A 24,149-nucleotide genomic window follows, 5' to 3' on the forward strand; every position below is an offset into this window, starting at 1 on the left:
AAAAGGTAGGAACGGTCATGAGGTTCTTATCCCATTGCGTAGTCGCTGCCTGTGCAGCTTTCCTCACACTAGCGTCATCCACTACCGCCTGCTCTGCTGAGCCCATCCCAGAACGCCCTGCCTATGTGCCTTCGTGGTTGTGGTCAGCTCTTTATGACAGTAAGGCCTACCCCTCCCTGGACTGGAATAACTTTGTGGTTGTCAACGGTAAAAACGTCTACATTGGTTTCCACTACACCACTGGCTATACTTTCGACTGCGACATGGGGGCTCCTTGGGAAGAGGCGGGCGACCGTGGCATGGGGTGCCTGGGATATATGCCCACTATGGGGGCACTTCCTTTAACCCGCAGCACCTACCCCATCCCATGACTACCATGATGAATGGCAAACAGACTCCCCAAACTCCAAAGGCATGGCTGTTTTTGTGCACGTGTACTACCCAGGAGAGCCACGGAAGTGAATGACATGTCTTCTTATGCTCATAGGTTTCGTAGGCTCGCCGCCATCACACTTAGCCTCACACTACTCACCGGAATCGCAACAGTAATCCCCCAAAGCCGCGCACTACTCGTCAACCGCCCCTACTGCGCTAGCCTCTATCGCACATATCTGCCTCATGGGGAATATGACTACCGCTTCAACTACAAACTTGGACTCATGTGGGAGTCACTGCACACTGCAACCCGAACAATCGAAATCCCCCACGACCCTAGAGTCGACACTGTCTACGAAGCGATTCTCCTCTCCCACGCCATTGGAACGCCTAACTATGACATAGACGAAATATCCACAGTCTGGGATAAATTTTGCCGTGTAGGAGACTATTTTATCTTTAGGGTTGACGATGAATACGGACCACTTCACTACTAGACGCGCCACTCTTGTTCTCTGCCTGTGTCTGGGGCTTATTTTTGATATCACTATCCCGCTGAGTGTGGAAAACACGCGTCTTACCGATCGCGACTTCTGCCAGGCTCTCCCCACCCGGCTCCCTCTCGATACCACGCCTTCAACCCCCGCCGACGCCGTTAGCACCATGGCGTCCCTGCGCAGTACCTATCACCTCAGCAACAAAGCCCAACTCCTCACCTCCTTCTACATGATCTTCTCCATCCACCACCACAACATCTACAACGAATACCCCCACCACACCCACTACCTCACCCGCGCAGAAAAAACAGCCCTCCACGACATCTACCAGCACTGCGGACTACCACAATGAGTGCACACACCTCCCTGCAACACCTCAAAACACTCCCCCTCGCAGCACTTGCCAGCATAGTGTTCGCCACCAGCCTCCTAGTAGGTACCGGCCTCGGCTTCGGATTCCGCGCCGCCCACCACACCCTCGCCGACGCGCACAGTTGCCTCACCATACACGACAACCTCTGGGACACCTACCGCAACCACCCAGATACTCTCACCCGACAACTCGCGCTCGAAGAAACCTACCAACTCCACGACATCCGCGCCGCCAAACACGTCTCCCCCACCATCCGCCAACTCACCACCACCATCCTCAGCCTCGACGCCATCTACATCGACTCCACCAACCCCGACTACACCACACCCCCACTGACACCCACCCAATACACCCACTACACCCACCTTCTCGCAAAAAACCGCACCGCAATCCGCCACCTCTGCTACAAATAAAAACTAGTCAGCAGACCACTCCCCACTCTCAGCACCGTAGCTCCCCGATCAAGAAAGCACCCCGCCCGCCTAGGGACGCGGCCCAACCACACAGCAACCCCCACGAATCCCCAATAGAAGAACACACCACGGGAAAGGAGCCCATTCTATGCCGGGAATGTTTGAGCTCATGTTTTCCGTACTACTGTCTCTCCTCTGTATCTTCGTGGTATTTCGCTCCCCCCGACTCAGCGAACGCAGCCCACAATCCCGCCTCTTACTGTCTCTAGCAGCAGCGCTTATTGTTCTGCCGGGCAGCATCCTGGTGTCGACAGCATTAGAACAGGGTTTTAAACTGCGCAACAGAACACAGGTCATCCTCATCTTCGCTGCCGTCATTATCGTCGTGGCAGTTATTCTACTTTTTATCTCCATACGGCCATCCACCTGGAAAGGATGGACAAAACTCGTGCTCCTTGTCCTCGCGGTCTGTTGCATAGGAACATGGGGCTGGATGATGGCAATGATGTTCTACATGGGCTCCTATAACCCACTAGAACTCGCAAAATACATAGGACCCACATAACCCCCTAACGGCGTGCTACCCGTAAGTCATAAAGCTCCTGCATGTTCACCCATATTGCAGGAGCCCTAGAGAATAACTTCCCTAGTCGCGAAGCTGCATCAGCAGCACTGTCCGCTTCACCATGAACGACTCTAGAAACGTGATACCCGCTCAACCCGATGTCGCTTGTCAGCCGATACTGACTTTTAATACGAATGGAATAGACAGAGGAAGGAACCTGACGAGCTTCCACAAGAGTATCAGCCTCCAATACCAGCATCGCACGCCGTCTAGGTATCAGCCGCAACACTCTCTACAGAAAACTCGCTACCACCAAAGAGAGCATGGCCTGATGACTCGATAAGTGTTCTCATACAGCAAGAAGCATGGTAAAGTCCGCTCCCAACGAGTAGCGACCAGCCGAACACTCACATCTTCTGCCATCTCGCTCATCCTTCCTCAAGACCTTTATCCCCATCAATCGTCTTAAGTGGCCGAGCATCTTTTACCGGCTGCGGACCGGCGACCACCGACACCGATTCTGTTGGGGTTGGGTTACCAATCGGAGCAGATTAGCGGCCCATCTTGATGCCATAAGTCACAAGATAATCCACACAATTGTCGATTTCGTCAAAGATATAGGCACGAGCAAGCAAGTCGTTAAAACGCTCCGACACCCCTTTGTTGCCCTCCTCATAAGGAACAGCAAGGACTGTACTATCGCCGAGAAGAATATTCGCAGACAATAGCGCGGTGCGTTTATTACCATCGCCGAATGGTTGCGCCTTCGCCAACAACACAAAAAGTGCTGCTGCTTGACGGCTCGCAGAGGACTCCCGCTCTGCTCGTCGGATGAGATTTCTCAGACCTGCTAAGTTAGTCCCGGCAGGCCGGTGGTCACCATAAACAGTCGCCACACCAATGTTGCTGTCATCTGTTCTAAAAACGCCCGGATACAGCGCTGCTGAACGGGTCATAGCGGCATTGACCTCGACGATTGCTTCTGCAGTAACAGGCTTCCTAGCAGCCCGATACTGGACGACAATATGTGCCGCATCTCGAAGATCTTGCAATAACTGAAGATCTGCTCTGCTAGAAATCTGTGTGACGTCGCCATTCTCAAGAAACGTCAATGTGGCCAGATGGCCGCTTCGGAGATTATCAAACACCTTTCCGGCTGTGTAGATAACGTCCGACATCTCCCTCGTCTGCATCATCCCTACACCTCCACATACGACAGGTCCGCTACATTGTCCTGCCCCCGGTAACGTGTTCGAGAATAGCAGCTCGGTGGGTAGAATTGTGGGCATGTCTGAGCCTGCACCTCACATGCCCCGCCACGCCGACACCACCGCCGCGCACACCACCCCCACCGGCCCTGCCGAGCCCACACAGGCGGCCCCCGCGCAGCACACCACCCCCACCACAAAGCGCCGGACCGCACCCGCTTTCTGGAACCTCAAAGCCGCCCGGCTCACCGCCGCCATCACCGGCTTCCTCGGCATGGTCCTCTTCATCCTCGCCCCCTTCCTGCCGGTCAACCAGACCACCGCCACCCTCACCTGGCCGCAGAACAAGAGCGTCAAAAGCGTAGAGGCGCCGCTCATCGCACACAGCCCCCAAAGCATCACCCTGGATGTACCGTTCTCGGCCGTACACGCCATGAAAGGCCAAAAAGACGGCATCATCGCCAGCACCCTCCCCGGACAATCCACCCAAGCCACCCGGCGCGGCCTCTTCGTCCGCGTCTCCGAACGCACCGTGGACGTCCTCTCCCGCGACACCCCCCTCGTCACCCTCAGCAGGTCAGACGTCGAAGCCGCCCACAACGGCACCATCCACGTTGACGTAGACAAGAACGGTGCCCGCGCCACCGTCACCGGTCTCAGCGCACCCGTCACCTACACCTCCGACGACTCCCACCTCCGCCCCATCACCATGGGCATCTTCTCCGACCTTCCCCTGGACACCCCGCAGGCAGCCGTCCAGAACATGAAGATCACCGTCCACATCGACACCCGCTTCACCACCGAACCCACCCTGGTGAAACTCCTCGCCATGATCTTCGGCGTACTCTGTATGATCCTCAGCTGGATCGCCCTGGCCCGCATCGATGCGATCGTCCAACCCACCCCCTTCGCCCCCACAGGCTACATCCGCGCTGACGGCACCATCCGCAGCCACTGGCGCAGCTTCACCGCCCTCGATGCCGTCGTCTACGCCCTCCTCATCATCTGGCACTTCATCGGCGCCAACACCTCCGACGACGGCTACATCCACACCATGGTGCGAGTAGCCAACCAAGATGCCGGCTACATGGCCAACTACTACCGCTGGTACGGCGTCACCGAATCCCCCTTCGGCTCCCCCTACTACGACATCCTGCAAGGCTTCGCCGCCGCCAACCCCACCAGCCCCTTCGTGCGGCTTCCCGCCCTCATCTGCGCCATCATCACCTGGATGCTCATCTCCAAGGCCATCATCCCCCGCCTCGGTGAAGGCCTCCACGCCCGCAAAATCACCACCTGGACCGCCGCCGGCGTCTTCCTCATGTTCCACATGGCCTTCAACAACGGCATGCGGCCCGAACCGTTCGTCGCCATGATGGCCATCCTCACCTGGGCACTGCTCGAAAAGAGCATCACCACCCACCGGATGCTGCCCGCCACCGCCGCCGTCCTCACCGCCGCCCTCGCCCTCTCCGGCAACCCCACCGGCCTCATGGCAGTCGCCGCCCTCGCCGTCTCCATCCGGCCCCTCCTCCACATCATCCGCGAACGCCGCCCCCACGTTGGCCTCGCCGCCCAAATCGGCCCCATCGGCGCCTCCGGCTTCGCCGTCCTCACCTGCGTCTTCGGCGACCACAACATTGGCGCCGTCATGGAAGCCACCCGCGTCCGCGGCGAAATCGGCCCCAACATGCCGTGGTACCGCGAAGTCCTCCGCTACTTCTGGCTCTCCATCCAAACCGTTGACGGGTCCATGTCCCGCCGCCTTGCCGTCTTCACCATGCTGTTCTGCCTCATCGTGGTGACGGTCGTCCTGCTCCGCAACCGCGAAATCCGCGGCACCCTCCCCGGACCCAGCTGGCGCGCCCTCGGCATCACCTACGGCACCCTCCTCCTCATGACATTCAGCCCCACCAAGTGGACCCACCACTTCGGCGCCTACGCTGGCATCGCCCCCGTCCTCGCCGCCCTCGCCGCCCTCGCCATCGGCAACACCGCCCTGCACTCCCGCCGCAACCGCAGCCTCGTACTGGGCGCCATGGGCTTTGTCCTGGCCTTCTCCCTCGCCACCGTCAACGACTGGTGGTTCGTCAGCCAATACCACATCCCCTGGTTCGACAAAGTCCCCCAAATCCACGGGGTGGAATTCTTCAAGATCGTCATGGTCGTCGCCGTCATCGCCTTCCTCGTAGCAGGCTGGCAGCACGTCACCCAAGACTTCACCGAAACCAAAGAACCCTCCACCGCCAAAGGCCGCGAACGCCTCCGCACCCTCGCCGCCGCACCCATCACCGTCGTCGCCTGGTTCACCGTCGTCTTCTACCTCCTGAGCTTCGGCAAAGCCGCCATCTCCCAACACCCCGCCTACTCCATCGCCAAAGGCAACCTAGGAGTACTAGCCGACCACAGCTGCATGATGGCAGACGACGTCCTCGTCGAACCCGACCCCAACAAAGGCATGCTGAAACCCCTCCCCCACCAGCAGTGGGAACGCACCCCCGAAGACAATAACCCCATCGCCCGCGGCCCGCTCGCCGGACCCGGCACCTACAACTTCGAAGCCTGGGGCGTCCCCGACCGCGTCCAAGCCGACCCCGTCTTCGTCCAACAAGGCACCGCCGGCACCAACTACAAGCCCGAAGTGCCCCCCACCAAACAAAGCGGCCAACCCGGCGGCAGCGAAGGCGGCCTAGACCCCAACCTGGGCGTCAACGGCTCCCGCGCCAAACTGCCCTTCGGCCTCAACCCCCAAACCACCCCCGTACTGGGCTCCTTCCAATACGGCGCCCAACACTCCGCCAAACTCCAAACCGCCTGGTACAGCCTACCCAAGGCAGACCCCGAGCACCCCGTCATCGTGTTCACCGCCGCCGGGCGCCTCAAGTACCTCAACGTCAACGGCATCGAATACTACGGACAACCCGTCTACCTGCAATACGGCATCACCCAACCGGACGGCTCGGTGAAGATGCTCGGCCAAGTCCTCCCCTACGACGTCGGCCCCATCCCCGCCTGGCGCAACATGCGCATCCCCCGCAACGTGATCCCGCCCGAAGCTAACGCCGTCCGCCTGGTCGGCGAAGACACCAACCTCGACCCCGACCACTGGGTAGCCGTCACCCCGCCGCGCCTGCCGCACCTGGTTACCCTGCAGCAGTACGTCGGCTCCTCCGACCCCACCCTGCTGGACTGGGAAATCGCCCTGCAGTTCCCCTGCATCCGCCCCTACACCCACTACGCGGGCGTGACCGAGCGACCCAAGTGGCGCATCACCCCCGACCGCGCCTCCACTGTCAACAACACCAACACGTGGGAGGCCACCGAATTCGGCGGCTCGCTGGGCATTACCGAAGGGCTCAGCCGCGCCGAAGAAGTGCCCACCTACCTGAAGGACGACTGGGGCCGCGAGTGGGGCAGCCTGGAACGTTTGGAGCCCTACGGCACCCGCCAACCCGGCCTGCCCAAGCGCGCCACCATCCAGCACGGTACGGAGAAACGCTCCGGCCTGTGGAACCCCGGCAAAATGAATATAGGTTAGAGCAGCGGCACCTCGTGCTTGCGATGCGGGGTGAGCAGCTCCTTATCCCGCAGCTGTGCAAAAGCCTTCCGCAACATCAGGCGTGTATCAGCCGGCTCAATAACAGCATCAATGTAGCCGCGCTCCGCCGCAATGTACGGGGTAGCCATGAAAGTGTTGTACATGTCGATGAACTGCTGGCGGATCTTCGCGCCCTCTTCCGGGCCAGCCGCCTCAATCTCGCGGCGCTTCAGCAAATCCACCGCACCCTCGGCACCCATCACCGCAATGCGAGCAGTCGGCCAGGCAAAGTTAATATCCGTGCCCAAGTTCTTAGAGCCCATCACGGCGTAACCACCGCCGTAAGCCTTCCGCAGCACCACCGTCACCTTCGGCACCGTAGCACCCACAATGCCGGCCAGGAACTTGGCGCCACGGTGAATAACACCGTTCTTCTCCTCCTCGAAACCGGGGAGGAAGCCCGGCACATCCACCACGAACACAATGGGAATGTTGTAGGCGTTGCACAGGGCCACGTGGCGGGCCGCCTTCTCGGCAGCGCGCGCATCCAGGCAACCCGACAGCACCTTCGGCTGGTTGGCGATCACACCCACCGGGCGGCCATCCACGCGGGCGAACGCCGTCACCACGTTGGCGCCGTAGCCGGGGGTTACCTCCAGCACGTCACCATCGTCAAAAATCTTCACCAGCACATCCATCACGTCGTAGGAGGCGTTGTCGGAGTCCGGGATGATGGTGTTGAGGGACAGATCCGAGTCCGTCACCTCCGGTTCCAGGCCGGTGCGGCCCAGCGGAGCGGGATCGCTGGAGGAGGTGGGGAGGAAGGACAGTAGCCGGCGCACATAGGAGAATGCCTCGTGCTCGTCTTCGGCCACGTAGTTGACGTTGCCGTACTCCATCTGCTTCTCGGCAGAACCCAGTTCCTCCATGGTGATGTCTTCGCCGGTGACGGAACGGATAACGTCCGGGCCGGTGACGAACATGTAGGAGTCCTTAGTGGCCACCACGAAGTCGGTGGTGACGGGGGCGTAGACAGCACCGCCCGCGCACTTGCCGAGCATGATGGAGATCTGCGGCGACAGACCGGACAGTGGGTACTGGCGGCGGCCGATCTCGGAGTACATGGCTAGGGAGGTGACGGCGTCCTGCACGCGGGCACCGCCGGAGTCATTAATTCCAATGACGGGGCATCCAATCTTGATAGCCAAATCCATTGCGGCACAGACCTTCTTACCAAAAGCCTCGCCAACGGAGCCACCGAACACAGTGTTGTCGTGGGCGTACACCACCACCGGACGACCATCGATGGTGCCATGGCCGGTCACCACACCGTCACCATACGGGTTCATGGGGTTACCCGGCATCTTCGCCAAACGCCCCATCTCCACAAAGGAACCCTTATCCAGCAGGGCATCGATACGCTGGCGCGGAGTGGTCCGCCCCAGGGCGGCACGCTTCGCCTTCGAGCGCTCGCTACCAGGGTCCTCCGACTGCGCCATCTTGACCCGGAGGTCAGCCAGCTTTTCAGCGGTGGTCATGCTCACAGTTGCTGTCCTTTCTGAGTGCATAACTAGTCTAGTCCACCTGCAACTATCCCAGTAGTTAAGGCAAGGCTACCGCAGCAGCACCGCCCACAAACACAGTTACGTTAACGCGGTTGAGTTAAGACGGTTAAGCCACCTTGGTTAAGCCAACGCCTTATTAATGAGCTTCTCCATCCACTGCACAATCCACTGCGTCGCCGTCATCCCCCGCACCACATTCGGATTCGTGTTGTACTCCCCATGCACCGGATTCTGGGAAAAGAAGTTCGTACCCCTCCGCACCAACGTCAACGGGTTCATCGTCGCATTACAAATTATGTCCTTCGACGAACACAACTGGTAGGTGCGGTCATTCAAAGACCCAAAACCATCACCCCGCCGGCCCTTCATCGTGGCATCCGACCCCGACAAGAACCCCAAACCGGTACCCACCAGGCCCAACGCCGCCTCCAGGCCCTCGCCCTGCAGCGGCTCACCCGGGTTAATACCCTGGTCATTCACGCGGCGACCATCCGCCAACAACGCCGCACCCAGCACATTCTTCGCCGGCACAGGACCGCGGTCATTGCCAATCTCGGAGGCAACGTCACCAGCAATAACAGCACCCTGCGAGAAGCCCGTCAGCACAAACTGGGTCGCCGGGCACTTCTGGTGCATACGGTTCATCTCCGCCACCAGACGCGCCTGGCCCTGGTCGCGGGAATCGTTATAGCTGGCCTCCTGCATCGAACCGGGGTTACGGAACTGCGCCACATAAGGGACGGTGTAGACGCGCACCCGGGCGGCACTGTAGCGCTGCTGCAGCGGATTGGTGACGTTCAACAGCATGGCGTTCCGGCGAAAATGCGGGTGAATCGGGTCGTCATCCGCAGAGGACTCGTAGGTGCCTGGCACCGCCAGCACCTCCACCTGCGGGCAGCCCGGAGGGTTCACCGCCTCCTTCTCCGTACTGGGCCGGTTGCCCACCACATTCCACAACAGGGCGGCAACAACCACCATCACCACCACCAGCGCGAGGACGCCAATGATGATGTTGCGTTTCTTCTTCGGGCGTGGGCCAGCGGCCTTCCCCCACATAGTGCATCCTTCCAGGATCAAAGCGCAGAGTTCAGGTAGGCCTTCACTCTACCGGCAATAATGTCGGATTGCCGTACGGGTCAAAATATCGGTGGTCTGCTGCGTATCCTGGGAGGCTTTCCCTTGCTGCGCGAGCTGCCCTGCTACAGCCCGCGCCAGCACAGAGTTGAACCGGCCGTTCTCCGCCTTCCCCTGGCACAGAGACTTGCCGGTTCCAATCAACGAATCCTCCACACCGTCAACCACAATGCCCTGGGACCGGAGATCTTGCAGGTACTCCTTGTCCTGGGCAGTGCGCATAATAGTGGAGGGTCCGGGGTAATCCTCCGGCAGCTCACTGGGCCGCGCCGGATTGGTGCCGCTCGAGGGAGAACTACTGGAGGATGTCTGGCGGGAGTTATCCGTCAACAGCGCATCGCCGGTGCCGGACACTTCCGAATGACCGCACGCGGTAAGGCCTGTCAGCCCCAGCAGGAGGGCCGCAGTGAGGGCGCCGCTACGGAGCAGAGGACGACGGTTACTCTCTCGCATGATGAAGTCCTTACTTCTTGTGGTAGGTGGCGGTGTTGTTCTTCGCGGTCCACTCAATGCGACCATGCTCGAACTGGGAGACGGCACCCTTCTTGGTGCGCTGCTCATCCGAGGTGGGCCAGCCGAGCTTGCCGGAACTGTAGCCCAACTCCTTGTACTTCTGGAGGATCGTCCCCCGCACCCAGTGCGCCCCCGTCTGGAACGACCAGTACAGGCGACCGCCCTGGAAATCCTGGTAGAAGCCCCGCTTATCGCGGGTGGGGTGTTCCTCGTCCAGAGGGAGGCCCAGTACTGAACCCGACGAGCCCATGTGCTGGTAGGCCTCATTCAGCTTGCCCTTCACCAGCACAGCGCCCGTCTCCGGGGACCAGAACACGCGGCCATGCTCGAAGTTTTGCGCACGCCCGCCCGGCACCGGGTACTCGCCGGTGAGGCAGCGGCCGGCCGACTTCGCGATCTCCGGATGGCCATCCAGGTACTTCCGAATATCGCCCTTCGTCTGGCACTTGGGGTCATTCTTGGGAACCTTATAGGGGATCGGCTTCTTGGGGTCCCGCCGGTTGAGTTCCGCCGTCACCTCCGCAGAAGGAGGAGCCACCCGACGCCCCGCCTTACTCTGCTTCTGCTTCGGCTTGGGGTTGACGGTGGCGTCCGCACTCTTCGCGAAACTGGCCAGCGAATCGCTGTAGCTCAAGTCGCCCGCCACTTTGCCGGACGTGGGGTGGCCCAGCGCCTTCAGGATCTGCGGCAGAGACTGGTTGAACTCGAACTGCCAATACGGCCACGAGTGGGTGCCGGAGGGGCGGAACTTCGCAGTGACCGGCACCCCCGCCTCCTGGGCGGAACTGACGAACGTCTTAGAGGTCAGCTGCGCCAAAATCTCCAGCGCATAGGCGGCATGGTCCTGCGGAATACCGTCCACCTCCGACGGCTTATCGTAGGGGCCAGTATTGCCGGATCCCGCCGACACGTAGATACTCTTGCCGGCTAGCCGCTGCACATGCAGCTTCGGGTCGTGTGCCTGCCAGTTCGCAGACTGGTAGGGACCCCACATTTGGGTTGCACTGTACTTGGGCTTCACTTCCTGCATGGCCTGGTTGATGGCCTCCCCCATGCCATCGGAGGAGGTGTCCAAGTAGCCAGAGTAGGAACCGACGAAACGGTAAAGGCTGGGGTGGCGCTCCGCCAGGTTGACGGCCGCCGTGCCCCCCATGGACAAGCCCGCCACCCCAGCACTGTTATTGATACGCCAGTGGTTCCGCAGCACATTGGGCAGTTCCGTCGCCAGGAACTTCTCCCACTGCATAGCGTTCTTTGTCTCAGGGGACTTCTGCCAATTGGTGAAGAAGGAGGCGGGGCCACCAATGGGGAGAACCACCATGAGGTCGGTGCTGTCGACCGTCTTTACGAGGTTCGTGTATTTCGTCCAGCCGCTGAAGGAGGTGGAGGCGCGCATACCGTCCAGCAGGTAAAGGGCCGGGTAGGAGAGATTCGGGTTGGCTTTGAAGCTACGCGGGAGCAGCAGTTGCACTTGCCGCACGCACTGCATGGCGGGGCTGTAGATCCAGAGAGCGACGTGCCGGGGGGAAAGCCACTTGGTCTTGGTGATGGTGGGCTCCCCCGCAGCCTGAGCGAAGAATCCCGCCATAGGGCCGACGTGGCTGGTTGCCCCCAAAGTGGGGACGACGACGGCGGGGGTGGCGATGAGTAGTGATGCCGCGATGAGGGCGCTGGTGGCGCGCACGGAGCGGAGAGGACGAAGCATCAGGAAACCTCACAAGTGAACGATAGGGGCAGTAGGTACAGGAGCCGGGTAGCGTGCCCTGTACCTATGTGTCCTAGCTGTCCATCCGCGGGTTCCCCTCCCCCGGATTGATAACCAGTATGTTGTGGTGTGTGGTGCCACGCAGCGCGAACTGTGGGGCACAGTGTGCTGGTGGAGCAGTATGTGGTGCCACCCGCGAGAGATCATGGCCGTTAATCAATTCTCGCGGGTGGCCAGCCTTGTTAGCTGATGGCGGACTTTACGTACGGGTAGGCCATGCGCAGCTGATCGCGCCAGTAGCCCCAGTTGTGAATGCCATTAGCCATAAAAATGTGACGGCACGGAATGCCGAGTTGTTCCAGCCGGTCCTTCATGAGTATGTGCTGCTGGCGGGCAACACCTTCCAGAATGAAACCGACAGTGGTGTTGAAAGCCTCCTGGACGTTGCTCGGGTTGTCATAGCGTCCCGGCAGGCCGGTGGCGGAGGACATGAAGAGCTTCAAACCACGCAGCTTTTCGGCGTTGACGTATGGGTCGTTACGCTGCCAGGTGGGGTCACTGTAGGGGCCCCACATGTCCTGCAGGTTGTAATTGCCGGCATCGTTGGCGGCGTACTGGAGAGCCTGCTGCATGATGGGGTCGGAGACGTTCATGTAGCCGGAGAAACTGAGCGCCTGCCTGAAGTAGGGCTTGTGGTAGATGGCCAGGGTGAAGGCGGCGGATCCGGACATGGAAAGACCGCCGATGGCGTTACCGGAGTAGGCCACGCCGAAGCGGCGGTTCAGGTAACCGGGGAGTTCCTTGGTGAGGAAGGTTTCCCATTTATAGGTGTACTTCTGGCCATTGGTAGAGGACTTGCGCTTCCAGTCCGTATAGAAGGAGGTTTCGCCGCCCACCGGCATCACCACAGTGATGTTGGAGTTGACGAAGATGCGGGGGGCGCCGCCACCATGGGACCAGCCGTTCCAGTCGTTGCGGGCACGCATGCCGTCGAGGAGGAAGAGTGCGTGGCTTCCCCCGTATTTGGCGGGCTGAATTTGCACCCGGATCTTGCGGTGCATGGCGTTGGACCACACTTCACACTGTTGGACCCAGTGGTTGACGGGATCCCATTCACAGCGACGGTTAGAGGAGTTGTCGCGGCGGAGCGCAGCACGGTTGTCAGCGTTCGCAGTGGGAAGATCGACACCCATGCCGGCGACCAAGGAAATAGCGAGGAGTGTTGCTCCGGCAGATGCCACCCACTTATTTCGCTTGTTCACGGTCATACTTTTTTCCCTAGCGCTCATACTCTGTTTATCGGCATGCGGATAGCCGCTGTTACCCAGCTTAGCCAGCTACGAGCACGTGGTGGGTACTCACAGGAAACCTCGGTGGGCCGAATACAGCTGAAAAGATGCTGGGCAGACAGGTCTGCCGCTCTTTTGACTATACAAAACTAAATCACTTTAGTCACACTAGTCACACCATTATTTTTTCCACTTTTTGGAAACCCCACGGAAACACCCACATCCCGACGCACGAGCCCACACCCACACAGCATCAGCAGCACCCCCCATCACCAGCAGCATCTCCTATCACCAGACGGCCCGCCCAGCACCAGCAGTGCTTACCTACTATTACCAGACGGTCCCAGCAGTACCCGCCCAGCGCCAGACGGCCCCACTTTACCCACCAAACACGTACACAGCCAGCACAATACACACCAGCCACAGCAGGGCAATCACCTGCAGCACATGGTCCTTCAACGCAATGTCCTCCGGGGCGCCGGCCTCGCCACGGTCCACATCCACCGCATAACGCATCACCGCAATCGCCCACGGCACCATCGAAATCTCATACCACAAGCTCGCACCCTGATCCGCCGAAGGCATCTGCCCCTGCTGGAACGCCCACAAGGAATAGCAGAGAATCAGCGCCGTCGCGGACATCGTCCAGACAAACCGCAAGTAAGTACCGGTATAGGACTGCAACACCTTACGGATCTGCCGGCCCTCCCGCTCCGCCAGCATCTTCTCCGCATAGCGCTTACCGCTGGCCATAAAGATCGAGCCGAACGCCATCACCAGCAGGAACCACTGGGAAAGCGGCACATCGGACGCCACCCCACCAGCAATAGCGCGCAGCAGGAAGCCCGAGGACACCAACACAATGTCCAGCACCATCTGGTGTTTCAAGCCGAAGCAGTAGCCCAGCTGCAACACAATGTAGACGGCAACAACAATGGCCAGTGGCCCACCGGAGAGGAAGAATCCCAGCAGCACCGCCGCCAGCATGAGGACAATGCCCATAGCGTAGGCAACACCCAGCGGCAACACCCCAGAAGCAATGGGGCGGAAGCGCTTCACCGGGTGCGCCCGGTCCGCCTCCACATCCCGCGCATCGTTAATGAGGTAGATGGACGAGGACGCCAAGCAGAACGTGATGAACGCGTAAAGAACCTGCAGCAGCACCTGCGGATCCGTCACCACCTCCGTACCAGCAGAAATGGGCGCCATCAGCACCAGCACATTCTTCACCCACTGGCGTGGGCGAAGCGCCTTCCACATGGCCTCCGCCAGATTCCTCGGAGGCCGCAGCTGCCGGCCCTCCTTCTCCATCTCCGCCGCCGACGCAGTTTCCTCAAACATCACATCGTCGGCAGTGTCGCTATTGGCATCCGCCGCATGGGTGGACTGGCTAGCACTATCCGCCATCGTTCATGTCCTTTCCACTGGAAAGACTAACGGTGGGAAACCTACCCCGTAGGCTTCCCACCGACAGCCACATGGCTACAGGCCGAGGCTCTCGCGACGCTCGGTAATGTTGCGGGCGATCTTGCCCACTTCCGGCTCATCGATCACCGACAGGTGGTCGCCCTTCAGCCGCACCACGGTAAGATCCTTCACGATCTTGCCCCAGCCGCCATCCGGATCAATGTTGGCGTAGCGCGGCTCCAGCTCAATCGCACCGTCGTGCATCCGCTCCGCCCGATACAAGGTGACGGGCACCTGCACAGACGCCCACGTGTCCATATCCAGGTTGGCGAGCATCCGGTTATCGACAAAGGAAGCACGCTGGTGCTCCAGCACCGCCGCCGACACACCCGTGTTCGACAAGTCCGCGGTGGCTGCCATCTGGGCAAACAGCTTCATCATGCCGTTTTCACCCTGGGCGTCCAGAATGTCATGAGGCACCTGGAAGTTCACACCGTAGGTCTTCTGAATGAAGGAAGCATAGCGGTCCCAGCGAGCGTGCAGTTCCTCACGGGTGCCGGGATCCGGCTCGGAGGGCTGCACCGTGTCGATGAGGAGAATAGCGGACACCTCGTCACCTGCGGCGATAAGCTGCTTAGCCACCTCATAGGCGAGAGCGCCACCCAGCGACCAGCCACCCAAGGTGTACGGGCCTTCTGGCTGCACCTCCTTGATGGCCGGCACATACTCGGCAGCACGCTCCTCCAGCGGGCCTTCCACCCGCTCCAGGCCAAACACCGGAATGTCAGCGGGCAGGTCATCCACCAGCGCAGAATACTGGGCGGTGGTGCCACCGGCCGGGTGGAAGAGGAACAGTGCCTTAGAGTGCTGGCCCTCGGGGAAGTCCCGCAGGGTACGCACCAGGCCATCCACTTCCTTCTCCAAGAAGGGGCGAATAATGTTGGCGAGCTGCTCAATGTTCGTCACATCCTGCAGCAACACCGGGTCAATGTCGGAACCGGTACGCTCCGCCAGACGCTCCGCCAGCTTCGCGCGGGTCTCGTCACCGATCTGTGGTAGGGGCCGCATCACGTCGCCGGCAGACTCGCCGGTGACGGTAACCCAGGTGGAGAAAGCCAGGCGCTCGGAGGCGTCGCGCGGGGGCACGTCCGCACCCGCACCATTGCCGGCATTACCGGCGGCAGCATTCTCGTCGGCCTTCTTCTCAGCCAGCTTCTGGGCGGATACCTTGGAGGCTTCTTCATCCGAAAGTCCCTGCGACTGGGCATCACGCACATTGGAGATGTACTCGGCGACGTCACCAATGGTGGAGGAACGCACCACCATAAGGTCCAGTTCAGGAATCTGGAACTCATACTGGATACGGTTCTTAATGCGGATTGCCATCAGAGAGTCGAGGCCCAACTCCATCAGCGGCAGTTCGCTCGTGAGGTCCTCCGGGTTGTACGCCAGGTTAGTGGCAACAATCTTGGTCAGGTGCGCCACCACGGTTTCGCCGCTGGCGGGGTCATAGAACTCGTCATCCGTGTTGTTTTCCGCCAGCGGATCCTCGGGGCCAAACTCATCCGCATCCGGCTTCGCAATGTCAATGACGGACACCGCATTCGGATCCCCCACGGTGACGGCAGCGGAAGCCAGCGGGCGGGACTCGCCATTCAGCTGGGTGAAGATCTCCACCGTGGCGCCACCCTCCTGCGGGTCGAGGATGGTGATGTAGCGGGACTCCGGCACATCCTCGCCATCCAGCTGCCAAGAGGTGACGACACCGTCCTCACCGAAGCAGTATTCGGCGGCGGACTGGGCCAACACCTCCAGCTGCTTCACAGCCTTATGCTGGGCTTTCCACACGTGCTGGCCGGTGGGCAGTAGAACGTGCGCACCAGGCAGATGGGAGTCGTTAGCACCGGACAAGCGGGCGCCAGTCCAGCAGTACTTGCGCTGGAATGCAGTGCGCGGCACATCCGCATACTCCTGGGTGAGGGCCAGGTTGCGGAGGTTAGCGTGATGCCCGGCGGCAGCCAGTTGGGCGATAGCCCGCACCAGGGTGTTGGGCTCATATTCCTTGCGGCGCAGCGTGTAGAACAGCTTCGCGTTGGGGATGTTGGCGGCGTAGGTGGCGGCCGCGACAGAGAGGATAGCCACCGGGTGGGCGGACACCTCCATGAAGCAGGTGTGGCCGGCCTCGCAGGCCTGGCTGACCGCCTGGGTGAACCAGACAGAGTGGCGCATGCCCTTGGCGAAGTACTTATAGGTGGTGGGGGTATCGCCCACCTGGTACACGGCATCCTTGTCGATGGAGGAGAAGAGGGTACAGCGCAGCGGACGCGGTTCGATGTCAGCAATCTCGCCGATGAGCTCACCGATCAGCGGGGCCACCATGGAGGTGTGGCCGGCGCCGTTGACACTCAACATGCGAGCAAACTTGCCGTGCTCGGTGGCGTAGTCCACGAAAGCCTGCACGTCCGGCTTCTTGCCACCAATAGTGATCTGGGTGGGGGCGGCGTAGACGGCCGGCTCCACCGTGTCGAACGTACCGGGGTTATCGGCGACAATCTGGGCGATAACCCCGGCGGAGTATTCAACCAACGCCATGCCGCCCTGCTCATCCTCGGAGAGAGTGGCCTCGCCCTCGCCCAACAGGCGGGAGCGGACGCAGATGACGCGGACGGCGTCGTCCAGGCTGAGGCCACCGGCAGCGTAGGCGGCGGCGACTTCACCCATGGAGTGGCCAATGACGGCGGCGGGCTGGCAGCCGAAGTAGGTGAGGGTGTCGGTGAGGGCTACCTGGATGGCGAAGATGCCGTCCTGGGCAGTTTCGGTGTCCCAGTTGAGGGCATCGGTGAGCATGATCTGCCGAATGTCCTTGCCGGACTCCTCCTTGATGAGGGCGGCAACGTTATCGAGGGAGGCTGCGAAGATTCCGCCGAAGTCTCCCCGGAACTTGTCGGCAAGGTAGAGGCGCTTGCCCATCTTGCGGTGTTGGCCGCCGAAGCCGGAGTACACCCACACCGGACCTTCCAGGGCAACATGGTGGCCGGAGTAGACGTCCGGGGATTCGGTGCCTTCCGCGATGGCCTGCAGGCCGGCGATGGCGGAGTCCACGTCGGTGGCGACGACTTCCTTGCGGAAGCGACCAATGGAGCGGGTGGAGAGGGTGTGGGCGACGGCGGCAAGGTCGACGTCGCGGTTATCCTCCAGCCAGTCCGCCACATGCTTGGCGGTTTGGCGGGCACGGGTGGAGAGGGTGCCGGAGACGGGCAGCACGTAGGCGCGGGGTTCTTCCAGCTCCTCGAACATGGCGTTTTCGGCCTCCAGCTGGGCGCGCTCGGCGTCACTCAGCTCGGGCAGGTCGGCGGCAGCATCGGTTGCGGTCGCGGTGGCAGCATCAGCATCAGCATCAGCAGCGTCAGCGTCAACAGTGTCAGCGGCGGGTACGGTAGCAGCGCCATCCACAGCAGTCTCGGCAACGTCAGCAGCGGACCTGTCACCCTCCACAGCTGCAGCGGGGGCAGCCGGGCCGGTGTATTCCTCCACCACAATATGGGCGTTGGTGCCACCGAAGCCGAAACCGGAGACGCCAGCCACCGCCTTACCGGAGTAGCGCGGCCACTCACGGTTCTCAGTGACGGGCTCCAGGTGGTCGCCCTCGAAGTTGATGTACGGGTTGGGGCCGGCGAAGTGCAGCATGGGCGGAATGACGCCCTTTTCCATAGCCAACGCCAGCTTAATGAGGGAGGCGGCGCCAGCGGCCGACTCCATGTGGCCAAAGTTGGTCTTACAGGAGCCCAACAGCAGCGGCTTCTCTTCGTCGCGGCCGTAGCCCAACACCTTGCCCAGGGCGAGGGCTTCGATGGGGTCGCCCAGAATAGTGCCGGTGCCGTGTGCCTCCACATAGTCCACGTCCTGCGGGGTGATGTTGGCGTCGTGGTAGGCATCCACCAGCACCTCCATCTGCGCATCCGGGTTGGGGGCAGTGATGCCGTTAGAGCGGCCATCCTGGTTGACAGCCGAACCCTTGATGACGGCGTAAATGTGGTCGCCGTCAGCCTCCGCATCCTGGAGTCGCTTCAGCAGAACCAGGCCGGCGCCGTCAGAGCGGGAAATGCCGTCGGCGTCGTTGGAGAAAGCCTTGATGTAGCCGTCCGGGGAGAGCACCGTCTCTAGGTCGGCAAAGGCAAGCTGGGTGCCGGGGGCGAGAATGAGGTTGATGCCGCCGGCCACAGCCAGGGAGCTTTCGCCCCGGCGGAGGGCCTGCACAGCCTGGTGGACGGCCACCAGGGAGGAGGAGCAGGCGGTGTCCATGGAGATGGAGGGGCCGCGGAAGTCGAAAGTGTAGGAGACGCGGTTGGCCAGAATCGAGGGGGACAGACCGGTCAGAGAGTAGGGGTGGAAGGCGGAGTAGTCGCTTTCCAGAATGCGGGCGTAGTCCTGGTTGGAGGCGCCGATGAACACGCCCACTTTATGGCCGCGCTGCTCGGAGATGGGCAGGTGGGCGTCCTCGAACACCTCGTAGGTGAGTTCCAGGAGCATACGCTGCTGGGGGTCCACCTGCTCGGCTTCGCGCGGGGAGATGGAGAAGAATTCGGGGTCGAAGTAGCGGATGTACTCGGACTTAATGTAGCCGCCGCGGGTGGGGGCTACGTTGACCTTGGCCTCAACGTCCTTGTCCTCCAGGAATTCCTGGTAGCGGTCGGCGGGACGGTCGGTGACGGCATCGACGCCGTCGTGAAGAAGTGTCCAGTACTGCTCGGGGGTGTTAGCGTCGCCGGGGAAGCGGGTGGCCACACCGATGATGGCGATGTCGGCGCCTTCGACGGTGGAGCGGTCGCGTACCTTCTGGTGGGTTTCGGCGGCGGGGTCGGAGTCGTCGAGGAGGAAGACTGCCAGTTTGTTCACCGTGGGGTTCTGGTACACCACGGCGGCATTGATGGATTTACCGGTGAGATCTTCCAGCTGGCCGGCGAGTTCCAGAATGCTTCGGGAGGATAGACCGAACTCCTCGAAGGGCTGGTCCGGGTTCACTTCCGAAACGGTAATGCTTACGTCGTTTGCAATCCATTCCCGCATCCAGGCAATGAGTTCAACAACCGTAAGGTCAGACTTCACAATAAATCTCGATTCTCTAGTGTTCGCCCACTGGATAGCTGGGCTGCGCTGCAGAAATCCTGGCACTCGTGCCATTCTGTGGAGATAAACTGTCTTAACATTTTCTCCGATGGTGTTCGACCGGTAGTCGAGCCATCTCAGCGTCGTATTTCACACAAGGTGTTAGTAACTGGTGTCCGCATGGGCACAATCGAAATACCCACAGTCTTATTAATTCTACTGGACAGTACGCGTGCCACAAACTAACTTCGGTTCACGTCGCGCTGTCCGCTACACCACACTGGAACTGTTCAATTATGGAGGGCGTCTGCACCTGCACCGGCGCCAGAAACGCCTGAAGCGGCAGTGCCTCGGCACCCTTCACCAGGGCCCAGACGCACTGCCGCACAGAGCAATTAGGTCACAGTCATAGCGGCTACGAGCCTACTGACCGTCACAGCCTAGAAGCGGGCGCTCAGAGAGTCGCTCTCGTACGCATTGCGGCACTCCAGACGCTTAATCTTCTGGGTGGGGGTACGCGGGATAGCACCCTGCTCCACCACCCGGAAGTCCGCCAGCTGCACACCGTGACGGCGAGCCACCAGGGTACGCACCGCGCCGAGCGCCTCCTCGAAGTCTTCCACCTCGTTATCGGGGTTGACTTCGGCCACAACAACCAGCTGCTCACCCTTGGTATCGGGGGCGATCACACGGCCAGTGCGGTGGGACGCAGACTCCAGCAGGTCGGCAGCGTTGACGGAGAAGGCGGCAATGGTGTTGGGCAGGAACTTGCCGGCACCCGCCATCACCACGGTCTCTTCAATGTCGGTGGCGACATGGTTGCGGCCATCCACAATGACGAGATCCTTCACGCGGCCGGTGATGAACAGCTGGCCATTGTAGTAGGCGCCGCAGTCGCCGGTACGTAGCCACTTAGCGTCCTTATCCACCTTCTGGCCGAAGCGGATGGTGTGGGTGAGGTCGTCGTCGAGGGTCTCCACCAACTCATTGTTGAAGGTCTCGGCGCTTTCCTCGGGGCGGTTCCAGTAGCCGGAGGCCAGGTTCGGGCCGGAAATCCAGATCTCACCAATGGTGCCGTCGGGGACCTCAGAACCGCGACCCAGGTACTCTTCGTTCTCGTCGAACTCAGTGCGGACGATGACGGCGTACTCATTACGCAGCGGGCCACCAACGCCCACCTGGGACAGACCCTTGTCCTCCTCGCCCGGCGCAACCTCGACGAACTTGCCCTCGGCCAGCTCGTAGCCGTCAACCTTGGCGATGAAAGTGGGCACCTCGGGCTCGGGGGCGGCGGCACCAGCAGTGGTTTCCGACATACCGTAGGAGGCGCGCATAGCGTTGTCGTGCAGTCCGTAGGGCTTGAAGGTGGCGTTGAAGAAGTCCACGGTGCCCTGGGTGACGGATTCGGAGCCGTTCATGAGGCCAACGACCTTGGACAGGTCGAGAGACTGGCCCTCTTCCGGCTTGCCGCGGGCGGCGGCCAGGCCGAAGGCGAAGTCGGGGCCGGAGGAGAAGACGTCCTCGCCGTCAATGGACTGGAGGGCGTTCACCCAGCGGGAGGGCTGCTGCAGGAAGGCAGCGGGCTCCATGATGTCGATGCTGGTGTAGGACACCGGGGCAGCGAACAGGTAGATGAGGGACATGGAGTGGAAGATCGGAATCCAGTTAACGCCACGGGTGTGCGGCTTGAGGCCGATGGTGCGCATAATCTGCACGACATTGACCAGGGCAGCACGGTGGCTGATCTTGGCGGCAGTGGGGCGGCGGGTGGAGCCGGAGGAGTACTGCAGGTAGGCGATGTCCTCGGGGTCGAGCTCGGGGTCAACCCAGGAGGCAGCCATCTCGTCCTCGATGCCTTCGACGGCGATGATGCGCGGCTTGTCCTCCACGTGGACGTTCTTGAGGAACTGGCGGACGGAGCCAGCCACCTTGGCGTCGGTGAGGATGACCTTGGGCTGAGCGTCGGTGAGGATAGCCTCCAGGTAGCCGGCGTGGGCGGGCTCGGTAGGGCTGAAGGCGGGGATGGCGATCTGGCCACCAAAGAAGGGGGCGAAGAAGCCGGTGATGTAGTCCAGGTTCTGGGACATCATGACGACGACGCGGTCGCCGCGCTCGCAGAGCTGCTGGAGGCGGGCGGCGATGGCCTTGGCGCGGGTAGTGAAGGAAATCCAGGTGAGGGCTTCCGGGGTGGGGTTCGGGTCGCGGAGGTAGTCGAAGAACCGGTAGATGGGGTAATCTTCCGCCTCTCCAGCCAGGATCTGGGCGACGCGCTGCTCGGCGATAGCCGGGAACGAGGTCAGGACAGAAGTATCGATAGTGGTGCCACGGAAGAGCGGCTCTACCTCAAAGGACATGCGTAACCTTCCTTAGGAGTTCTGCGATTTCGCGTTATCACGAGGTTTATCGGACAAGGCTGGAAAAACGTTACACACGCCCTGCGAAAATCACTGAGAGAAATTTCCGCAGGGCGTGTACGAGGGGTATGCGCGCTAGTGGCAGTGCCTGCGCGCCGGCGACGTCGCGGGTACTGGCGGCGGGAAGGGTGCTGAGGGCAGTGCCTGCGCGCTGGTGAGGGGGCTGGTTCTGATGGGGGCGGCGCTACTGTCGCTTCTGGAGAGACTTGCACAGGTGCTTGTCGGAGGCCCCGTAAAGAACCTTCTTGGCCTTAGCCTTAGTCACGCCCGGCGTCACCTGCACTAGGGATTCCAGCATGACATCCTGGACCTCGTCGGTCCTATGGTCGTTCGACTTTTTCGCCTGGCAGTGCATGTAGCCCATACCGAGCAGAGCCGTTTCCATGCCATCCTTCACCGGAATGCCACCCTTCTTCAAAGCCGCAAAGTAGGCTTTCGCGTTGGGGTCCGAGTTCGGGTCCATAGCGAGACCAGACAGGTCGGGGGTGACGGCTTTATCGCCGGTGAGTGCCTCCGCATCCGGGGCGGAGGTGCGGTTCTCCCCGGCAACTGTGGTGCTGGTGATGGCGGTGACGGTGGACGCGGCGTTATTCGACGAGCTTTGCTGGCTGGCGACAGCAGCGATCACGATAATAAGCACCAGTACAATAGCGCCGATGATGAGGTAGGTGCGCTTGTTGGCGAGGGCACCTGAGCCAAAGAAAGCGACGAGGCCCTTCCGCTTACCGCCCTGTGCTTTGGGAGACTGCGGGTTAACAGACCGGGGGTTAGAAGACTGTGCAGCACCCCGCTGGGCACCGCCGCCCTGAACTTGCCCGCGGAATCCAGACACGCGCTGAGCTGGGCCATGCTGGCCGGCACCACCACGCGTAGCGGCACCTGCACCACCGACCTTGCCCCAGGCAGCACCGCGTCCGGCAGCTCCCCCGCGGCTAGCGGTGGGGCGGGCGGGACGAGGGGGGCGTTGGGCGGCACCGTCACCCCGCCCGGCTGCACTAGTACTGCCGCCGATACGCTGTACGGGAGCACGACCCGGGCGACCTGCCGCCGCGGGGCGGCTGGGGGTGGCAGGACGGGAAGAATCGGCAGGACGGTTCGGGTCGACGGGGCGACCCGGCTGACCCGGGCGCGAAGGGCGAGAGGGGCGGGGGGGATTCGTCATAGCTGCTCCTTGTGGATGCCTACGACGACATACTAACTATTTTTCCCCCCAATAAGCCGCTGCAACACGACGAGGCCCCATTTGTGGGTCACCAGGCTGGAGGCGGCACCCAGCACAGCACCCGCCGCCACATCCGTGGGATAGTGGACGCCGGCCAGCATACGGGAAGCCATCATGATGGGGCTGAGCACCAGCGGCAGCGGATTACGGGAGATGATGGTGGCGCTGGTTGCCCAACTGGTGGTGCTGGTGGAGTGCGAGCTGGGGAAACTGAGCTCGCTGGGGGTGGAGACATTGACCTCAATAGCCGGGTTGCTGGGGCGGTGGCGGCGCACAATCCGCTTAATGATGACGGCCAGGGCGTGCGAGCCGAAGGCGGAAAGCGCTGCCCACCCCCACTGTTCCCGCTGCTTGGGGGAGGCGAGGGCGCATACGCCGGAGAGAGCCAGCCAGCCCAGCGAGTGCTCACCGAAGTGGGAGAGGCCCTGCGCGGTCTTCACCGTCCACGGGTAGGGTTCGCACCAGCGTTGCAGGTTAACGAGGAGGTGTTCCTCTTCGGAGAAGTAGCGGGAAGCGCCGGAGAAAGCATCCGGCACGTCTTCAGGAACTCTGCCGCGGCCGAACCACTGGGCGCGTTTCCATTCTTCCCAGGTGACGTCAAAGACGGTGCGCTTGCTGTGGCCGGCGGCGGAGCCTAGTTCGGGGTGAATCTGGGAAGCGCCGGAGTGGGCATCCACATAGTGCAGCTCGTGAGGTGCGTCGCCGTAGCCATCGTGGTGGATGGTGGCGCCGGTGTGTGCGTCAACCTCGTGGGCAGCGGAATCGTGGTATTCAGGCTCACCGGAAGCGTTCGCCATGGCAGTAATCTCCGTCAATATTGAGTGG

General features: G+C 61.4%; 16 protein-coding genes and 1 pseudogene. 6 read left to right on the forward strand and 11 right to left on the reverse strand.

Annotated elements, in window-relative coordinates:
- Nucleotides 1-17 precede the first annotated feature (17 nt).
- The 5 genes and pseudogenes from Q0X28_RS03535 to Q0X28_RS08580 all read left to right on the forward strand — a co-directional run.
- Nucleotides 18-371, forward strand: a complete 354-nt coding sequence (locus tag Q0X28_RS03535) for a hypothetical protein (protein WP_298576567.1) — start codon at nt 18-20, stop codon at nt 369-371.
- Nucleotides 372-846: 475 nt separating this feature from the next.
- Nucleotides 847-1,224: a hypothetical protein gene (locus Q0X28_RS03540; protein WP_298576569.1), complete on the forward strand. Its 378-nt coding sequence runs from the start codon at nt 847-849 to the stop codon at nt 1,222-1,224.
- Nucleotides 1,221-1,658: a hypothetical protein gene (locus Q0X28_RS03545; RefSeq protein WP_053978846.1), complete on the forward strand. Its 438-nt coding sequence runs from the start codon at nt 1,221-1,223 to the stop codon at nt 1,656-1,658. Before Q0X28_RS03540 ends, Q0X28_RS03545 begins: the two co-directional genes overlap by 4 nt.
- A gap of 148 nt (nt 1,659-1,806) precedes the next feature.
- Entirely contained in the window at nt 1,807-2,223 is a 417-nt protein-coding gene (locus tag Q0X28_RS03550) for a hypothetical protein (protein ID WP_298576573.1), read from the forward strand.
- A 254-nt stretch (nt 2,224-2,477) separates the two neighbouring features.
- Nucleotides 2,478-2,555: pseudogene (locus Q0X28_RS08580) on the forward strand (helix-turn-helix domain-containing protein); the annotation flags it as partial.
- A 219-nt stretch (nt 2,556-2,774) separates the two neighbouring features.
- On the opposite strand, the gene Q0X28_RS03555 reads toward Q0X28_RS08580, so the two are convergent.
- Nucleotides 2,775-3,401: a Fic family protein gene (locus Q0X28_RS03555; protein WP_298576575.1), complete on the reverse strand. Its 627-nt coding sequence runs from the start codon at nt 3,399-3,401 to the stop codon at nt 2,775-2,777.
- A 109-nt stretch (nt 3,402-3,510) separates the two neighbouring features.
- Here Q0X28_RS03555 and Q0X28_RS03560 point away from each other — a divergent pair, with 109 nt between their 5' ends.
- The gene (locus Q0X28_RS03560; RefSeq protein WP_298576577.1) at nt 3,511-6,969 is read left to right on the forward strand and encodes an arabinosyltransferase domain-containing protein; all 3,459 of its coding nucleotides are present in this window, start codon (nt 3,511-3,513) and stop codon (nt 6,967-6,969) included.
- Here the strand turns inward: Q0X28_RS03560 and Q0X28_RS03565 are convergent.
- The 10 genes from Q0X28_RS03565 to Q0X28_RS03610 form a co-directional block, all read right to left on the reverse strand.
- The gene (locus tag Q0X28_RS03565; RefSeq protein ID WP_296239782.1) at nt 6,966-8,513 is read right to left on the reverse strand and encodes an acyl-CoA carboxylase subunit beta; all 1,548 of its coding nucleotides are present in this window, start codon (nt 8,511-8,513) and stop codon (nt 6,966-6,968) included. The two genes, Q0X28_RS03560 and Q0X28_RS03565, sit on opposite strands and share 4 nt — an antisense overlap.
- A gap of 141 nt (nt 8,514-8,654) precedes the next feature.
- Nucleotides 8,655-9,590, reverse strand: a complete 936-nt coding sequence (locus Q0X28_RS03570) for a cutinase family protein (RefSeq protein WP_298576580.1) — start codon at nt 9,588-9,590, stop codon at nt 8,655-8,657.
- Between the two features lie 48 nt (nt 9,591-9,638).
- Nucleotides 9,639-10,121, reverse strand: a complete 483-nt coding sequence (locus Q0X28_RS03575; RefSeq protein ID WP_296239784.1) for a DUF732 domain-containing protein — start codon at nt 10,119-10,121, stop codon at nt 9,639-9,641.
- Nucleotides 10,122-10,131: 10 nt separating this feature from the next.
- Nucleotides 10,132-11,886, reverse strand: coding sequence for an alpha/beta hydrolase-fold protein (locus Q0X28_RS03580; protein WP_298576581.1), 1,755 nt, complete (start codon nt 11,884-11,886; stop codon nt 10,132-10,134).
- A gap of 242 nt (nt 11,887-12,128) precedes the next feature.
- On the reverse strand, nt 12,129-13,154 hold the full coding sequence (locus Q0X28_RS03585) for an alpha/beta hydrolase family protein (protein ID WP_298576583.1): 1,026 nt from the start codon (nt 13,152-13,154) through the stop codon (nt 12,129-12,131).
- A gap of 399 nt (nt 13,155-13,553) precedes the next feature.
- Nucleotides 13,554-14,516 carry a decaprenyl-phosphate phosphoribosyltransferase gene (locus tag Q0X28_RS03590; RefSeq protein ID WP_298576690.1) on the reverse strand — a complete coding sequence of 321 codons (963 nt, stop codon included), beginning with the start codon at nt 14,514-14,516 and terminating at the stop codon, nt 13,554-13,556.
- Nucleotides 14,517-14,657: 141 nt separating this feature from the next.
- Complete coding sequence (locus tag Q0X28_RS03595; protein ID WP_298576585.1) at nt 14,658-19,688, reverse strand: type I polyketide synthase; 5,031 nt, start codon at nt 19,686-19,688, stop codon at nt 14,658-14,660.
- A gap of 440 nt (nt 19,689-20,128) precedes the next feature.
- Nucleotides 20,129-22,042 (reverse strand): AMP-binding protein, encoded by a 1,914-nt coding sequence (locus tag Q0X28_RS03600; RefSeq protein WP_298576587.1) that lies wholly within the window; start codon nt 22,040-22,042, stop codon nt 20,129-20,131.
- A gap of 244 nt (nt 22,043-22,286) precedes the next feature.
- On the reverse strand, nt 22,287-23,264 hold the full coding sequence (locus tag Q0X28_RS03605) for a DUF732 domain-containing protein (protein ID WP_298576589.1): 978 nt from the start codon (nt 23,262-23,264) through the stop codon (nt 22,287-22,289).
- 32 nt (nt 23,265-23,296) lie between these two features.
- On the reverse strand, nt 23,297-24,121 hold the full coding sequence (locus Q0X28_RS03610) for a phosphatase PAP2 family protein (RefSeq protein ID WP_298576591.1): 825 nt from the start codon (nt 24,119-24,121) through the stop codon (nt 23,297-23,299).
- Nucleotides 24,122-24,149 lie beyond the last annotated feature (28 nt).

Source organism: uncultured Lawsonella sp., from assembly GCF_947252745.1.
Classification (GTDB): domain Bacteria; phylum Actinomycetota; class Actinomycetes; order Mycobacteriales; family Mycobacteriaceae; genus Lawsonella.

Coding starts and splice junctions, on each gene's coding strand:
- Q0X28_RS03535 (WP_298576567.1), top strand. CDS start 18: ATGAGGTTCTTATCCCATTGCGTAGTCGCTGCCTGTGCAGCTTTCCTC.
- Q0X28_RS03540 (WP_298576569.1), top strand. CDS start 847: ATGAATACGGACCACTTCACTACTAGACGCGCCACTCTTGTTCTCTGC.
- Q0X28_RS03545 (WP_053978846.1), top strand. CDS start 1,221: ATGAGTGCACACACCTCCCTGCAACACCTCAAAACACTCCCCCTCGCA.
- Q0X28_RS03550 (WP_298576573.1), top strand. CDS start 1,807: ATGCCGGGAATGTTTGAGCTCATGTTTTCCGTACTACTGTCTCTCCTC.
- Q0X28_RS03555 (WP_298576575.1), bottom strand. CDS start 3,401: ATGTCGGACGTTATCTACACAGCCGGAAAGGTGTTTGATAATCTCCGA.
- Q0X28_RS03560 (WP_298576577.1), top strand. CDS start 3,511: ATGTCTGAGCCTGCACCTCACATGCCCCGCCACGCCGACACCACCGCC.
- Q0X28_RS03570 (WP_298576580.1), bottom strand. CDS start 9,590: ATGTGGGGGAAGGCCGCTGGCCCACGCCCGAAGAAGAAACGCAACATC.
- Q0X28_RS03575 (WP_296239784.1), bottom strand. CDS start 10,121: ATGCGAGAGAGTAACCGTCGTCCTCTGCTCCGTAGCGGCGCCCTCACT.
- Q0X28_RS03580 (WP_298576581.1), bottom strand. CDS start 11,886: ATGCTTCGTCCTCTCCGCTCCGTGCGCGCCACCAGCGCCCTCATCGCG.
- Q0X28_RS03585 (WP_298576583.1), bottom strand. CDS start 13,154: ATGACCGTGAACAAGCGAAATAAGTGGGTGGCATCTGCCGGAGCAACA.
- Q0X28_RS03590 (WP_298576690.1), bottom strand. CDS start 14,516: ATGTTTGAGGAAACTGCGTCGGCGGCGGAGATGGAGAAGGAGGGCCGG.
- Q0X28_RS03600 (WP_298576587.1), bottom strand. CDS start 22,042: ATGTCCTTTGAGGTAGAGCCGCTCTTCCGTGGCACCACTATCGATACT.
- Q0X28_RS03605 (WP_298576589.1), bottom strand. CDS start 23,264: ATGACGAATCCCCCCCGCCCCTCTCGCCCTTCGCGCCCGGGTCAGCCG.
- Q0X28_RS03610 (WP_298576591.1), bottom strand. CDS start 24,121: ATGGCGAACGCTTCCGGTGAGCCTGAATACCACGATTCCGCTGCCCAC.